At 51.7% G+C, this 13,697-nt stretch carries 18 protein-coding genes; 9 read left to right on the plus strand and 9 right to left on the minus strand.

Annotated elements, in window-relative coordinates:
* Positions 1–19: 19 nt before the first annotated feature.
* The 6 genes from JN12_RS07685 to JN12_RS07710 form a co-directional block, all read right to left on the minus strand.
* Entirely contained in the window at positions 20–466 is a 447-nt protein-coding gene (locus tag JN12_RS07685) for a hypothetical protein (protein ID WP_145020676.1), read from the minus strand.
* Between the two features lie 17 nt (positions 467–483).
* Entirely contained in the window at positions 484–1,971 is a 1,488-nt protein-coding gene (locus tag JN12_RS07690; protein ID WP_246125788.1) for a conjugal transfer protein TraH, read from the minus strand.
* 52 nt (positions 1,972–2,023) lie between these two features.
* Entirely contained in the window at positions 2,024–2,365 is a 342-nt protein-coding gene (gene traF / locus JN12_RS07695) for a conjugal transfer protein TraF (RefSeq protein ID WP_145020682.1), read from the minus strand.
* Entirely contained in the window at positions 2,293–2,790 is a 498-nt protein-coding gene (locus JN12_RS07700; protein ID WP_170241869.1) for a hypothetical protein, read from the minus strand. The genes traF and JN12_RS07700 overlap by 73 nt, the downstream gene beginning before the upstream one ends.
* Entirely contained in the window at positions 2,777–3,301 is a 525-nt protein-coding gene (locus JN12_RS07705; protein WP_145020687.1) for a lytic transglycosylase domain-containing protein, read from the minus strand. Before JN12_RS07705 ends, JN12_RS07700 begins: the two co-directional genes overlap by 14 nt.
* Before the next feature lie 206 nt (positions 3,302–3,507).
* Positions 3,508–3,867: a hypothetical protein gene (locus JN12_RS07710; RefSeq protein ID WP_145020690.1), complete on the minus strand. Its 360-nt coding sequence runs from the start codon at positions 3,865–3,867 to the stop codon at positions 3,508–3,510.
* A gap of 244 nt (positions 3,868–4,111) precedes the next feature.
* Between JN12_RS07710 and JN12_RS07715 the strand changes: the two genes are divergently transcribed.
* Positions 4,112–4,345, plus strand: a complete 234-nt coding sequence (locus JN12_RS07715) for a hypothetical protein (RefSeq protein WP_145020693.1) — start codon at positions 4,112–4,114, stop codon at positions 4,343–4,345.
* 287 nt (positions 4,346–4,632) lie between these two features.
* Here JN12_RS07715 and JN12_RS07720 read toward each other — a convergent pair whose 3' ends face one another.
* Positions 4,633–4,950 (minus strand): hypothetical protein, encoded by a 318-nt coding sequence (locus JN12_RS07720; RefSeq protein WP_145020696.1) that lies wholly within the window; start codon positions 4,948–4,950, stop codon positions 4,633–4,635.
* A gap of 274 nt (positions 4,951–5,224) precedes the next feature.
* Here JN12_RS07720 and JN12_RS07725 point away from each other — a divergent pair, with 274 nt between their 5' ends.
* A complete protein-coding gene (locus JN12_RS07725; RefSeq protein WP_145020699.1) occupies positions 5,225–6,187 on the plus strand; it encodes an HD-GYP domain-containing protein in 963 nt (320 codons plus the stop codon).
* Between the two features lie 18 nt (positions 6,188–6,205).
* On the opposite strand, the gene JN12_RS07730 is transcribed toward JN12_RS07725, so the two are convergent.
* Positions 6,206–7,342 carry a hypothetical protein gene (locus JN12_RS07730; RefSeq protein ID WP_246125789.1) on the minus strand — a complete coding sequence of 379 codons (1,137 nt, stop codon included), beginning with the start codon at positions 7,340–7,342 and terminating at the stop codon, positions 6,206–6,208.
* Between the two features lie 320 nt (positions 7,343–7,662).
* A complete protein-coding gene (locus JN12_RS07735) occupies positions 7,663–8,688 on the minus strand; it encodes a transglutaminase-like domain-containing protein (protein WP_145020704.1) in 1,026 nt (341 codons plus the stop codon).
* 307 nt (positions 8,689–8,995) lie between these two features.
* Between JN12_RS07735 and JN12_RS07740 the strand changes: the two genes are divergently transcribed.
* The 7 genes from JN12_RS07740 (at position 8,996) to JN12_RS07775 (ending at position 13,696) form a co-directional block, all read left to right on the plus strand.
* Positions 8,996–9,424 carry a heavy-metal-associated domain-containing protein gene (locus JN12_RS07740; protein WP_145020708.1) on the plus strand — a complete coding sequence of 143 codons (429 nt, stop codon included), beginning with the start codon at positions 8,996–8,998 and terminating at the stop codon, positions 9,422–9,424.
* 17 nt (positions 9,425–9,441) lie between these two features.
* Complete coding sequence (locus JN12_RS07745) at positions 9,442–9,906, plus strand: DUF2318 domain-containing protein (RefSeq protein ID WP_145020711.1); 465 nt, start codon at positions 9,442–9,444, stop codon at positions 9,904–9,906.
* Positions 9,906–11,066 carry an ABC transporter permease gene (locus JN12_RS07750; protein WP_145020714.1) on the plus strand — a complete coding sequence of 387 codons (1,161 nt, stop codon included), beginning with the start codon at positions 9,906–9,908 and terminating at the stop codon, positions 11,064–11,066. The genes JN12_RS07745 and JN12_RS07750 overlap by 1 nt, the downstream gene beginning before the upstream one ends.
* 12 nt (positions 11,067–11,078) lie before the next feature.
* The gene (locus JN12_RS07755; RefSeq protein ID WP_145020717.1) at positions 11,079–11,744 is read left to right on the plus strand and encodes an ABC transporter ATP-binding protein; all 666 of its coding nucleotides are present in this window, start codon (positions 11,079–11,081) and stop codon (positions 11,742–11,744) included.
* Positions 11,745–12,072: 328 nt separating this feature from the next.
* A complete protein-coding gene (locus JN12_RS07765) occupies positions 12,073–12,441 on the plus strand; it encodes a response regulator (RefSeq protein WP_170241870.1) in 369 nt (122 codons plus the stop codon).
* A gap of 34 nt (positions 12,442–12,475) precedes the next feature.
* On the plus strand, positions 12,476–13,114 hold the full coding sequence (locus JN12_RS07770) for a M23 family metallopeptidase (protein WP_281287720.1): 639 nt from the start codon (positions 12,476–12,478) through the stop codon (positions 13,112–13,114).
* A 30-nt stretch (positions 13,115–13,144) separates the two neighbouring features.
* Complete coding sequence (locus JN12_RS07775) at positions 13,145–13,696, plus strand: OsmC family protein (RefSeq protein ID WP_145020726.1); 552 nt, start codon at positions 13,145–13,147, stop codon at positions 13,694–13,696.
* Position 13,697 lies beyond the last annotated feature (1 nt).

Here is a 13,697-nt window from a genome sequence, read left to right on the forward strand (position 1 = left end):
ATGGTAAAGGATTCAATTTTTACGCTGTTGAGACGGCAGACTCCGTCATCTTGTCCGCTGCAGAAGCCTTGGTTGAGCCTCCCTTTTTCGCTTTTTCCTTTTCATCCATCGTAACGAGCGGATTAGTGAACCCTTTAGGCGGCTTGTACGTGTACCCCATTAATCCGCACATCTCCGCGTTCAGGAGGTTGATATCCTCCTTGATCCTCTGGCTGCGCTCGATAAATTCCTGAGCCTTGTCAAACGTGATCACCTTGATCCGCCCCATGTTCATCCGGAGTTGGTAGAGATAATAATCGAGCGAGTTGAGGATGTTGATGAAATCGCCCTGATCCAAGGTGCGCTTGGAGATGACATCGATGTCGTCCCGTTTTGCCTTCTCCAGCTTTCTTTCCTGCCAGGCATCGTGTTTCGAAATGCGGTCGTTGCCCTGGCTCCCCTTGCCATTGTTCTTTTCGTCTGCCATGTTCACTCCTTTTCTGGTTAACTTCTTCCGGTAGCCCTGCGGGCCACCCCTGTTCCAAAACGGCCTGCCAGTTCCGAGAAGACAGTGTCATCGAATCTCTTCATCGTAAGGACCAGCATCTCGATTGCGTTCATTTCGTTAACGACGTTGGCGTATCCCTGTTGCGCCGTGGTCAGAAGGACCCTTGTCCTGTTGGTCAACTGATCGACGTTTTTCATTCCGTCGAATAGCAATGCGAGCTGGCAGCTGCTGGGGCTGGCTCCCGCTTTGTTGTCCTTGTTCTGGGATTGGATCTGGGCGGAGAGGTTCTGTAGTTGGGTCGCCTCCTGCAGGAGGTCCAGCAGCATGTAGTAGGCGAATGCCCTGGCTGTTACTGCGGAAAGCTTGCCGATTACCTCTCCCTCGGTATTGGTGGCGATGGCGGTTTTCAGCACAAGGCTGATGGAGAGGGGAGTTGCGTTGAGAAACGGCACGTCGTTGGCCGCGTCGAGGGTCTGTTTTGCTTTCATCTTCGTCGATATCGTCTGCATCCTGGTTGAGACGTATTGCATGAGATTCGCGTTGGCGTCCGTTATGGTGCTGCATACTCCGGCTGAATCCTTCCCCTGGGCCGAGCCGTCGATGAAGGTATCGAAATCGGTATTCTTGTCGCAGGGGGGGATGTAGCTGGCGACATAGGTGCTGTTCGTCGTGGTGGGAGACTGAACTACCACGTCGCCGATGAACCCCCGGATGAGCTTCACGTAGTTGGCGTTCATCCCTTTCTTTGTGGCCAGGTTGTCGAGCACCGAGCCACCCCCGAAGATATCGGTGATGTCGCTGGGACAACCTGCCGTACCTCCCTGGGATGCCTGGGCAACGACGTTGCCGACCGGTGGCGCGTTCCCCATGGCGGAATTCATCACCGCCGTAAGGTTTGTTTTCGAGGTCTGATAGAGATCATTGACGCCGCTCGATACCATGAAGTCGTTCATGGAATTGCTCATCTCGTTTTTCACGCTTTGGCTCATGATCGGCGAGAAGGGTTCGGATGCGACGGCGACGAGGGCTTTTGCCGCCTTGCAGTCGTTCAACTGGATATTGTTCAGGCGGTCCGCGATCGCCTCCAGGGACTTGATGGTGTCCGATACCTGTGGCGCCAGGGTCTTCATGGCAATGTCGAAGGCTGCTGCCGGCGCTGCCGACAGAATCCGCTGCAACTTCTGGACGAGGTAATCGACATTCATGAAGCTGAAGCCCCCCAGAAAGGCGTCGATTCCGCCGCAGCCGCTCTTGATCGAGGGCATGGTGACGGTGACCGGGTAGTCAGTGCCATTGGGCCAGCGGGCGGAAAAGCTTCCGCCGGTATAGTAGCCGCGCTTTGCCCCCTCGTAGTAGCTGGGGGAGGTCGAGGTTTTCTGGGTCATCCAGTCATCGACCCAGCCGCTCCATGACAGTGCGGGCATTGTGGCTATCGAAAGGGCGAGAGTTGCTGCAATAGTTTTCTTTGCTGTTTGTTGTTTCACTGTTGAATCACCTCCTTTCAACGGTTGCTTGAAGTCTCTTGTTCCAGATCCATCACGGTCTGTCGAGGTTCGACGGCCTCTTCCTGACATCGAAGCCACCTCCTTTCTGGAAGTCATACAGGCTGAACTCCTCTGGAGTAATCTCGTCTTTCAGCAGGCGCACCGCCCGATAGGTCTTGTCCTCGATCTCCTCGGCAGTTATCAGTCCGCTTGATACCGGGAAGGAATTCCGGTTGCCTTTCTGGATCAGGATCATCGTTGGAGTTATCTCGACGCCGAACCTTCCGGCCAAGCCAGGGCTTTCCTCGATGTTGATCTTTTTTACCTGCCAGCCGGTGGAGTTGGTGAACCAGTCGATGATCGGTTGTTGCTGCTGGCAGTACTGTAGCGACATCTTTCATGGAGAGGCTGGTAGCGCACCGGACATTCGCCGGCCAGGATCAGGTGACTGAAAACGTCTGAGATCTCCAGGGCGACGTACAGCGTGCCGTCTTCGGCGATCCGGGAAATTTCTCCTGCGACGTTTTTCCCACGCAGTTCCTTCAACTCCTCAGCTTCACGCATGACTTGCCGCTTTTGCAGTTCCAGTTCGACATGGTGGATGATGAAACGACGCACCTTGCTTTTGATAACCGCCGGGGAGAGATCAATCGGTTCCCCCTGATCCGGGAAAACGGTTATCTCCATCCTGTCTTCGATCCTGACAGCGAGGCTTTTTCGCAGGGCAACGGTCAATGCTCGAGTAATTGCGAACTTGATGACCTCCATCGCTTCGGCTTCCTGAAGTCCGTATTTTGTCAGGAGGTCAGCGGGGAGCATGGCCAAAAACCGCTTCCCAGGGCGAGTCTTCCAGAGAACCGGCGGCAATTGCCACCTGCCTTTGTTCCTGCCGGGGACGCTGGAACGCTACCGGCTCTCGGCTCATCAGCCTGGCGATCCTGGACGCGTACCTGTTCCGTTTCGACGGGGTGCGCGAGTTGTAGCAACCGACCGCGGCCCACGTGTAGCCATAGTCCTGAACGCACTGGGCGAGCACCCAGGCCCCGACCTTGACGTTGGTACAGGGATCGGCGAGCATTTCCCAGGGGATGCCCATCTTCCGCAGAGTAGGCGCCCATGAGGAGTTGATCTGCATGAGACCGAAGTCGTAGCTCCCGTTGGTGTTGTAGTTAACGGCAGCAGGGTTGAAGTTACTTTCCCCCTTGGAGATGGTCCAGAGGAGGCTGGGGGCGATGCCGTACATGGCTCCTGCCTCCTCATAGCAGAAGGCGTTTGCCGAACCGCTGAAACCAATGGCTCCCAAGAGTATTGCCAGGATGAATCCACGCATAATCCCCCCATGTATATAATCACGAGGGGGGGAAGGTGTTTTGGGCGATTCAAAGAAAAATTGGAAAAGAGTTATGCCGGGCTCGATTTGGTGTGGCGGTAAGAAAGGTTCGTTCGTTATTCAAGGTCTGTGGGAATCAGGAAGGTAGGTAAACGAAGAGGGCCGGGACGCCGTTGGCCCGGTCCTGTATGATTTGAAAAGAATGATTACTTTGCGGGTTGTACCAGCAGGGCGGAATTTTCCTTCTTGGCGATGTCGCCCACCTTTATTTCACCTTTGACGATTTCCGCTTCGAAATAGTGTTCGCCCATAAAGCCAATAACTTTAACCTGTCCCACTTCTTTCTGTTGCTGGGCCTTACCGCTCAGACGATAGACAGGAAGAACGTCGCCGACTGCGATTTCCTTTTGTGCTTCCACGTTACTGCTATGGAAGAGATGCACCTTGTTGCCCATCTTCATGACAACCTCGCTCTTCGCCTTTTTGCCGGCGGCGTAGACGGTCAGAGGTGCGGCAACCATTACCAACAGGGTTAATATGGGGATAATTCTGGCGATTCTTTTCATTTTCTGCCTCCTTAGTGTATTTTGCTAATCTAAATGAAGACTATATCATATAAACGATAAAATTCATGAACGCGCTCCTAAATATTTTCAATATGCTTGGGCACTAAACCCTATGGGAAGATGATTGGCCAGTTGTCAGCAGTGTTTCCCGCAGTCTTCGGTCTGCATGATGAAGGAACAAATCCTCTGCGTTCCCTGATGAGCAAGGATTGCAGCCGGTTTTGCGAGCGTCAGGGAGAGTACGATGACTGACAAAATAAGCAATTTTAAGCCAAGCAACTTTTCCACGAATTTAACAGGTAAATCTTTCATGTTTGTTGTCTCCTTTACTGCTTTGTTAATGAGAATGGCCGCCGCTTGTGCCGCTTACGTTTCCGCCTCCATACTGTGGCCGATCATAATCGCGGGTGTGATCCAGATGTTTTCCGTCAAGGAAATCAATTACTGCGCAACCGGAGAGAACGGAAAGGTTGCTTGAAAGAAGAAACGCCAACAATATTCTTTTCCTGCTGCCTCCTGATGCGCGTTGAAATCTATTTCAATTATTCAGCGAGAAAAAGCGGGCGTACCCCAACAAAGGAGTATTTAAAACAGGGTACGCCCCATTACATCGGGATGTTGCGCACCCTAAGGAGGCTGAAAAGGAGTGCGCTCGAAGCATTTTTACAGCAAAAATGGAACAGAGCTTTTTGCCGGCAGGGAGTACACCAGCTGCCGGCAAGGGCCGGGTAGTATCCCCGGCCCCTATGAGCATGCGTTCCGTCATTAACTGAGGCAACAATTAGGAAGACCATATTTATCTGCAACCAGCTTGATCTTGCTCTTCAACTCTTTGATATCCGCTTCAAGGTCGTTTACTTTGCGAATATCTATTCCTTCGTAGCCGTACTGTTCGCGCAGTTCGCGCTCTTTTGCCTTCAGTGTGCTTGACAGTGGTGCCGTTTCCTGGCTGAACTGCTGAACGACCTGCTTATCGGTACATTTGGCACTGCTGCAGCATGAGCCATCTGCCGAAGCTGATACGGCGCCAACAGACAAAATCCCCATTGTCATTGCAATCCCGACGATCATGATCTTTTTCATTGTCTTCTCTCCTTTGAGTAGATTCGTTGTGTCAGGCGTGAGCCCGTTTGTTATGATTAACCCTATCAACTTGCATGCCACTTTTTAATACACTTGATAAGGTATCGTAAAAGCTAGCCAAACTGTAATTGTGTGTTGGCTGGATTGATTGTTTTGATAACGAATATGCTACAGTGCTTCTATGGAAACGGAGGATTTTCTGCAGTTATGCATTAAGGAATGGATGTCGTGATATATTTAGAGCGGATACACTGGCTTGGACAAGGGGGTGCTGGTGAACAAACAAAACGGGACTCGAAGCAAGATCATTTTCCTGGCTTGCGTGATCGGAATAATCGCTCTGCTGCATTACCTGACGCCGACCGAGCCGCATACCTATCACAAGCTGCATATCATCCTCAGAAAGCTATACTTTCTGCCGCCGGTCATGGCAGCTGCCTGGTTCGGGCTGAGGGGGGCGTGCGTAACGGCATTGGTTGTCAGTTTGCTCTTTATCATGCACGCGTTTTTGGATTGGCCGGGCAACTACATGGAACAGGCAAACCAGGTTGGAGAGTTGGCAGGATTCTGGGTGGCAGGGGTTATCCCTGGTTGGCTGTTCGATCGGCAACGGACACTTCTTCGGGAACTCGCCAATGCCAATGAGGAGACTCTTCTTGGTCTGGTCTCGGCGCTGGATCTTCGCGAGCACAACACCCGCCTGCATTCACAGCGGGTAAGGGAATATACCGAGCTGATTGCCAGCCGGTTCGGCGTCGATGAAAAGACTCGGCGAGAGATCGGTTTCGGCGCGTTGCTGCACGATGTGGGGAAAATCGCCGTGCCCGACCATATTCTCTTGAAACCCGGCAAACTGACTGATGAAGAGTGGCAGGAGATGCGCAAACATCCGGACGCAGGATACAGGATAGTGAAGCGTATAGGCTTTCTCAAGGACGCAGCGGAGATGGTTCATGCCCACCACGAACGGTACGACGGCAAGGGATACCCCTCTGGCCTGAAGGGGGAGGAAATTCCCTTGGGGGCGAGGCTGTTCGTTGTGGCTGACGTATATGACGCACTGACCTCACATCGCCCCTACAGATCGCCACTGTCATACGAAGAGGCCGCGACCGAGATACTGAGCCAGAAAGGCAAGCAGTTTGATCCCGCTGCTGTGGCGACATTTTTGGCGATACCACCTGAGGAACTGCGAATAATTGCTGAACGCTATCGGGACAGCAATAATGGCCTTTAGAATTTACTCCGCTGATATCTACGGAGTTCCGGCTTTTGCCAGTTTAAACAGTATCCGGTAATCATCGCCGAACTTGCAGAGCCCCCGGCAATGCTCCTCAAGGTCTGAAAATAGGATGTACTTGAGTCCAATGCAGCTGCTATTCCTGAACGAAGGACGCTTGAGTTGCGCAAGTACCTCCTTTTCCCGTGTATCTGGGGCCACCAGGAAGAAATCATATTGTTTGTCGCCGAGAGAAGATGCCAGGTCCATTAGTCTCAGAATGCCGGAATAGATTGAGGTGCTCTTTTCGACTTCAAAGGCGCATTCGATCTGCTTGGTATCCCTTGTTACCCATATGACGTCGATCAGCGACACGGTTCGTGACACCTCCGGACTAAAATTCAGTCGCGGAAGCTCGGGGAGCGTAAGGGATTGCAGCGAACGACCGTTCAGCGACTTGCTCCGGTCATTGGTTGCGACAAAAACATCGTATCCCAGGTCACGGCCGATTTCTGTTAGCATGAACTGTATTCTCAGATGCTCATTCTCTTCTCGTAACTCCTCCTGCACTTCCTGGTGTCTCTTTTCCAGCGCCTTGTCCAACTTTCCCTTCTCGAACTCCAAGGCGGTTTCCCAGTTCTGACCCAGAGAAATCTTTCCCACGCCGACATCGAACAGCAGGCCGGATATCGCTCCCAAATCCTTGGATAGCGCCGGATTCAGACCCTCATTAGCTTTGATGATGATTTCCCTCATCTCAAGGTAGTTTGTCCAGGAGCCCAGCTTCTTCTTTTCATCAAAAACCGAGTTGAAACCGTTCAGCATGGCAGTATTGAACGGGGGCATCAGGGTTGGATGAAGGAAATAGAGAATGTTAGCGACGGCCGGTCCAAGACCCTTGATCTTGCAGCCATCGAGTGAGATGATTTCTTTTATCAACCTGTCGGCAGATCCGGCTGAGAGACACGACTCCAGGAAGGAACCAAAAGCCCGTTTGTTGTCCTCATTCTCGTAAATGTCGGGTATGCGGAGCTTCGGCTTCCAGTAGAACGGATGCGCCGCGCCCTCGAAGACTTGCTTCTGCTCAGTAATGCACATAAGAACGAATTCAAGCGGAGATCCTTTGAAGTCACATCCGAAGGTTCCGACTTTTATCGCCTCCACGATGGTCATCACCCCTCGCCGGATGGAGCGGAATGCCTTCATCCGGGTGACGTTGTCAATGAACCATGTATTGTAGACCGACTCCTGGTCAGTCTTGTAACGTATGGCAAGAGCGTTAAGATTGGTTATAGTCATAAGTGAAGCTCAATCCCTTCATTTAATCGGCTTTAAAGGTTTTCTGAAGACTAGACCATAATGGTATGGAGGTAAGTCGTAGCGGTTTTGTTCGTTGAAATGAAATCCGGCTTCTTTTCCCTTATGACTTTTAGGCACGACTGAGACGAAGCTATGTGAGAGTATAGATTGACTCGCAGTCAAAGTTCTCGGCCTTATTTGGCTGTATAGATTATGCTGTATTTGAACGTGGCCGGATCAAGCCAGTCAATGACCTTACCGCCTAAGCGGGCATAGGGATACATCAAATAGTTAACCGGACCGCCCGGCTGTGGCGGGTTCAAGGTGAGATCCCGGCCGACAGAGAGCTTCACCCGGCACGGATCGATGCCACCCCAGAAGTAGGCCCGATACTCGGCAGTTTTGGCGTCTGACAGCGTGAGCTTTTCCGTCAGCATCGCCTTACGCACATCGGCGGCGTCAACCGGCACCCAGCCGTACCCCGGAAGGTAGAATTCCGCCCAGCAATGCTGCCAGGTTGTGACATCTTCACGATCCTTTTTACCCATGCGGATTCCGAATACCTCCCGCGCCGGCACCCCCGCCGCTCTTGCCAGGGTCACAAAAACTGAATGGATATCGGCGCATTTTCCACCCGGATTCGCCAACAGCGAGCACACATCACCTGTGCCACAACCACGGGTTTTGGGATCTCGAAAAGTGTTCTCGCAGGTCCAGTCATAAACAGCCTTCGCCTTCTCCAGCACTGATTTTTTACCGGCAGTAATCTTTGCCGCCAACTTGCCAACCTCGCCATCAATCGGCCCAAGTTTTGAAGCCTGCAGGTAGAGGGCATAATCTGCCTGATCCCAGGCAGTTTCCTTGGCCGGGAAATCCCGCCGGATTACTTCGTTGCGTTTTGCCCGGAATGAAAAATTTACCTTGCGGCTGGTCGTTCCTTTGTCCCAGCGGACATACAGCATGGGAGTACTGTAGATATTGTCGGTATAAACTGCTGAGGCCGCATAATCACCTGAAACTTTTACATCGGTGATTTCCTGGTCCTTATCCGACACCGGATAGGGTATCCAAAGTTCTGCCGGGTCTCCGGAATTGTGGGAAGAAAGGTCAACAGTCATGCTAATTGTTCCGGAATGGCTTTTTAACGGCGCTGTATACGCCGGACCGGCTACCAGAATAATTAGCGTGCTGAGAACGGAAAGTGATGTGAAAAACCGCATGGCTGTACCTCTGAAGTGAGAATTCTAAACTCATTTACATACCTGATGTGCTTGTTCAGGTCAAATAGTTAATATCGATTTAATGCATAAAGTATATCGATAATACCAATAACCGGCAGCGCAGCAATTGGGCAAATGAGTAGAATATTCTTCATCGATGGAGGATATTCCGCTGTAGCCAGCGGGTTAAGTTGATGGCAATATATGTAATAAATAAACGATAATAGCTAGTTACAAAGCAGGGACTGCCCTGGCATGTTCCTTGATAGTACTGGTGCATACGAGCAATGGTTCAATGGAGTCAACGATGAAAAACAGAATTATCAATGTCGGGTTACTGATCACTGTGGTTACGCTTCTATCGGTGCTGGCATTTTACGTCAGAGTTGGGGCAACAGCCGATTCGGTCGCAGTTTTGAAAACATCCGGTATGACCTGTGGCAGTTGTGCAAGCAAGATCACCAAGGTCCTTGAGAAATTGGAAGGCGTTGCAGTGACAGAGGTTGATATTGATGGGGGGTGGGTCATCGTCGGCTACGACACAAAAACCATCAAACCCGAGGCTCTGGCCGAAAAGGTCAAAGGCGCTGGTTTCGGAAGCAAGGTGCAGGCCGTTCTGACACCGGAGCAGTTCAAACAGATAACCGGCAGAGAGATTGGCAAAAATGCCTCGCCATCGGGGGGCTGCGGTGGTTGCGGTACCAAAGGTGGCTGTGGCACAAATAATCAAAGCTGAGCAAAAAGGAGATTGAAATGACAACAATTCGCACGAAACAGGTTGTATGGGCAGGTATTGTCACGGTGGCACTGTTGATTGGCGCAGTCAGTGTATTTGCCTTCTCGTTGGGCAAGTATGAAAAGGTCAAGGTTAGTAACGGTGTTGTAACGATACCTGTTGCCAAACTGTCTGACGGCAAGGCCCACTTCTACAAATTCGAGGATGGCGGCAAGGAGATCGCCTTTCTTGCGGTTAAGGCATCCGATGGCAGCTACAAGACCGCCTTCGACGCCTGCGATTCCTGTTTTCGCTCAAAGAAGGGCTATGAGCAGCAAGGGGACAAGCTAAATTGCAATAACTGCAATAAGAAGTTTGCCATCAACAATCTTGGGCCTAATGCCTCCGGCGGCTGCAATCCCGGCTATCTGCCGCATCAGTTGAATGGCAGCACCATTTCCGTTTCAGTCAATGACCTCAAAGGCGGAGCGAGATATTTCTGATGAAACTGCACACGATATCCATCAACAACCTGAAACGCCGTAAAGCCAAGATGGCCTTTCTGACCATCGGCCTGATGGTGGGGATCGCTACCATCGTCACCCTGGTGACCCTGACCCGCTCAATGTCCAACGACATAGAGCGGAAAATGGATGAGTTCGGCGCTAATATCCTGGTAACTCCCCAGAGCAACGGTCTGTCCATGAACTACGGCGGTATCAGCCTGGGGGGCGTAACCTTCGATCAGCGCGAAATCCGCGAAGAAGATCTGGCGAAAATCAAGACCATCAAGAACAGCAAGAATGTTTCCACCATCGCGCCGAAGGTGCTGGGGAGCGTCAAGGTCGGGACACAGGAAGTGCTTCTTGTCGGGGTCAACTTTGACAGTGAATTGAAGATGAAGCAATGGTGGAAGATCTTCGGCGATGCTCCCAAGGTTGATAACGAATTACTACTGGGCAGCGACGCTTCCAAGGTGCTCAACGTCAGTTCCGGAGACAGTGTCACGATTAAAGGTGAAGCGTTCAAGATTGCAGGCGTGCTGGACCAGACCGGCTCGCAGGATGACGCGCTTGTTTTCGCCAATTTGCCCAAGGCCCAGAAGCTGCTTGGCAAGGAAGGCAAAATTACCTTGGCAGAAGTGGCGGCTCTTTGTTCGGGATGCCCTATTGGCGACATGGTCACGCAGATTGCCGAGAAACTGCCTGACGCCAAGGTGTCGGCGATCCAGCAGGTTGTAGAAGGCCGTCTCAAGGCACTGGATCAGTTCAAACGATTTTCCTACGCCATGGCCGGTGTGGTGGTCTTTATCGGCTCGCTAATTGTCTTTGTGACCATGATGGGGAGCGTCAACGAACGAACCACGGAGATCGGCGTTTTCCGGGCCATCGGTTTCAGGAAGAGTCACATCATGCGGATCATCTTACTGGAGGCCGCGCTGGTCAGCCTGCTGGCCGGATTTCTGGGTTATGCCGTAGGCATGGGTGGCGCCAAGCTGGCCCTGCCATTCATGGCGGAGAGCAAGAATGCCCACCTGATCTGGGATGCAACCGTTGCCTTCGGCTCAATCGGGTTGGCCGTCACTCTGGGGCTCCTGGCGAGTCTTTATCCGGCGCTGCATGCCAGTAAAATGGATCCGACCGAAGCCCTGCGGGCACTTTGACACGAGGATAATATGGCACTGATTGAGATTTCCAATCTGAAAAAACACTACACAAGCGGTGGCGATACCGTAGAGGCTCTTCGCGGTATCGACTTTACTATCGAGGCAGGTGAATTCATCACCATCATGGGACAGTCCGGTTCCGGGAAAAGTACCCTCCTGTCGGTATTAGGGGGAATGAACCACCCCAGTGAAGGGTCGGTAACAATGGCCGGGGTAAAGCTGTATGATCTGCCCGGCGAAAAGTTAGCCGATTTTCGTGCAGGAAACCTCGGGTTCGTGTTCCAGTCGTTTCACCTGATTCCGTATCTGACAGCACTTGAGAATGTGATGCTGCCGCTGGCAATTGCGGATATGAAAGGGGCTAAAAAAAGTGCCAGCGCCAAGGAAGCTCTTAAGCGTGTCGGACTCGGCAACAAGATTGACCGGTTACCGAACCAGCTTTCCGGTGGCGAACAGGAACGGGTGGCCATCGCCAGGGCGATAGTCAATAACCCCCACATCCTGCTGGCCGATGAACCAACCGGCAATCTTGATTCGAAGACCAGTGATGAGGTGATGGCGCTCTTCCGGGAACTTAACGATAGCGGACAAACAGTGGTTATGGTTACTCATAATCCCGATAATTGTCAGTACGCTGACAGGACAATCCAGCTTAAAGATGGAGTTGTGGTCTGAGGAGAATCTGAACTTATTGAAGGGACGTACAAGTCAATCATTCGGCATGGAAGCAAACAATGACATGTCCTAAATGCAAGGCAAAAATCGGTATAGTCCAGCAACAAATTACCACTGACACAGGTAAGGTAACCGGTGAACTTTGCTATATGTGCGGCTATTGGCTGCAGAATTTTCAAAAAGCCGATGGCGCCATCGTTCTCAGGTCACCGGTTGCCAGTGAATTGGAGGCCGGGCAATTTCTGTAGGAGGACAAGCAGGTTTTCGCGGTTGGAGCGTAACCGGCAGTAACGAAATGTACCCCGCAACGTCCAATAGAGGAGTAAATATGGGCGGCATTCTCGTTGTGGATGACGACAAAGAAGGTCTTCGCTTGCTCAGGTGTGTTTTGGAGGGAGAAGGCTTTAAAGCTCACTATGCGTCAAGCGGAGAAGAAGCAATCCAAAAATTAATGGCAGGAATTTCCATTGCGATCATGATAACCGATTTGAATATGCCGGAAATGGACGGTATTGAGCTGGCAATGCTCACGAAAGAAATATCGCCACATACCACTATAGTGATGATGACCGGAGATACCTCTCCTGAAATTCCCCAGATGGCAGCAGATGCCGGCATCTCCAAAGTGCTTGCCAAACCATTCAGCCCGGGGCAACTACTGACCATTGTCAGGGGCAGCAAATATTTTGTCACATAACTCTGTCTGAACTATAACCCAATGAGACCTCCGGTTGAGCCGGAAGCATAAAGAATCTATTACCAACTGGAATGAGAGCGATACTGTTCAATCTATGATAAAACTAATACTCATTACCATAACGATTCTCACTTCGCTACCTGTTGCAGCTATGGCAGATTTAGATCTGCCGGTTGAGAACGGGGTCGTAACCTCCGGTATCGGATGGCGGATAGATCCATTCGGCAGTGGCAAACTTGTTTTCCACCGCGGGATCGATATTGCCGTTCCGGTCGGGACTCCGGTTCGTACCGTTCGCAAAGGGCGGGTTGTTTCGTCTGGAGAGCGTAACGGTTATGGTTCCACAGTCATTGTCGAACATGCAAATGGAGACCGCACGCTCTATGGGCATAACTCTCTTGTTCGAGTACAACCGGGTGATCTGGTGGAATCCGGCATGGTCGTAGCGTTTTCCGGCAACACTGGTAGGTCGACCGGCCCGCATGTGCATTTTGAACTGATGCCGAGTGATAAGCCGGTTGCCGAACAGCATGAAACAGAAGACACTCGTGCCCAACAGGCTATGGGTATCAGTAGGCAACGGGATTTGTATGAGCAGCAAATGGACGATGCAATAAGCTCTGTTTTCAAGACTATCGGCAAACCTTCGTCTTCTGGTCAAGGCGGACAATAGCTTACTTTCAACATCAAAGGAGATGTCATCATGTCTGATTCAATCAAATTATCCGTGGAAAATCTGATTGAAGCTGTGAAGAATAACCCGAAGCTGGCAAATTCCGTTTTCCGTGCCTCAACCTATTCAGACAATCCGGGGTTTACTGTCCGCTCGGAGGTTCGTGGCTTCACGATCCCCATTGACGAACCGCGAGATCTGGGGGGCAGCGACACGGCCCCCAATCCGGTTGAACTCCTGCTGGCCGCCCTGGGAGGATGCCAGGAGATAGTCTATCGTGCCTTCGCAGCGGTGCTGGGGATCGATATCCAGAGCATTCAAGTCCATGCCAAGGGGAATATCGATCTACATGGATTTTTGGGACTGGCGGAGGTTCCTGCCGGGTTCTCATCAATCAGTTTCACCACCTGCGTTGTCTCGTCGGCGTCACCGGAGAGTATTAGCCAACTTGCCACGTTGGTTGAGAAGCACTGCCCGGTGCAGGATACATTGACCCGATCCATACCAGTCAGCGGCAAAGTGGAGCTCATGCAGCCCGGCGATCCTGCCGGTGATGTTACTGTTATCACTTCTGCCAGATGAA

The sequence above is a fragment of the Geobacter argillaceus genome, assembly GCF_007830735.1.
Taxonomy (GTDB): domain Bacteria; phylum Desulfobacterota; class Desulfuromonadia; order Geobacterales; family DSM-12255; genus Geomobilibacter; species Geomobilibacter argillaceus.

Excerpts from the sequence above, each read along its gene's own strand:
- JN12_RS07685 (WP_145020676.1), bottom strand. The coding sequence starts at position 466 with ATGGCAGACGAAAAGAACAATGGCAAGGGGAGCCAGGGCAACGACCGC.
- traF (WP_145020682.1), bottom strand. The coding sequence starts at position 2,365 with ATGTCGCTACAGTACTGCCAGCAGCAACAACCGATCATCGACTGGTTC.
- JN12_RS07700 (WP_170241869.1), bottom strand. The coding sequence starts at position 2,790 with ATGCTCCCCGCTGACCTCCTGACAAAATACGGACTTCAGGAAGCCGAA.
- JN12_RS07705 (WP_145020687.1), bottom strand. The coding sequence starts at position 3,301 with ATGCGTGGATTCATCCTGGCAATACTCTTGGGAGCCATTGGTTTCAGC.
- JN12_RS07710 (WP_145020690.1), bottom strand. The coding sequence starts at position 3,867 with ATGAAAAGAATCGCCAGAATTATCCCCATATTAACCCTGTTGGTAATG.
- JN12_RS07715 (WP_145020693.1), top strand. The coding sequence starts at position 4,112 with ATGACTGACAAAATAAGCAATTTTAAGCCAAGCAACTTTTCCACGAAT.
- JN12_RS07720 (WP_145020696.1), bottom strand. The coding sequence starts at position 4,950 with ATGAAAAAGATCATGATCGTCGGGATTGCAATGACAATGGGGATTTTG.
- JN12_RS07730 (WP_246125789.1), bottom strand. The coding sequence starts at position 7,342 with ATGACCATCGTGGAGGCGATAAAAGTCGGAACCTTCGGATGTGACTTC.
- JN12_RS07735 (WP_145020704.1), bottom strand. The coding sequence starts at position 8,688 with ATGCGGTTTTTCACATCACTTTCCGTTCTCAGCACGCTAATTATTCTG.
- JN12_RS07740 (WP_145020708.1), top strand. The coding sequence starts at position 8,996 with ATGAAAAACAGAATTATCAATGTCGGGTTACTGATCACTGTGGTTACG.
- JN12_RS07745 (WP_145020711.1), top strand. The coding sequence starts at position 9,442 with ATGACAACAATTCGCACGAAACAGGTTGTATGGGCAGGTATTGTCACG.
- JN12_RS07750 (WP_145020714.1), top strand. The coding sequence starts at position 9,906 with ATGAAACTGCACACGATATCCATCAACAACCTGAAACGCCGTAAAGCC.
- JN12_RS07755 (WP_145020717.1), top strand. The coding sequence starts at position 11,079 with ATGGCACTGATTGAGATTTCCAATCTGAAAAAACACTACACAAGCGGT.
- JN12_RS07765 (WP_170241870.1), top strand. The coding sequence starts at position 12,073 with ATGGGCGGCATTCTCGTTGTGGATGACGACAAAGAAGGTCTTCGCTTG.
- JN12_RS07775 (WP_145020726.1), top strand. The coding sequence starts at position 13,145 with ATGTCTGATTCAATCAAATTATCCGTGGAAAATCTGATTGAAGCTGTG.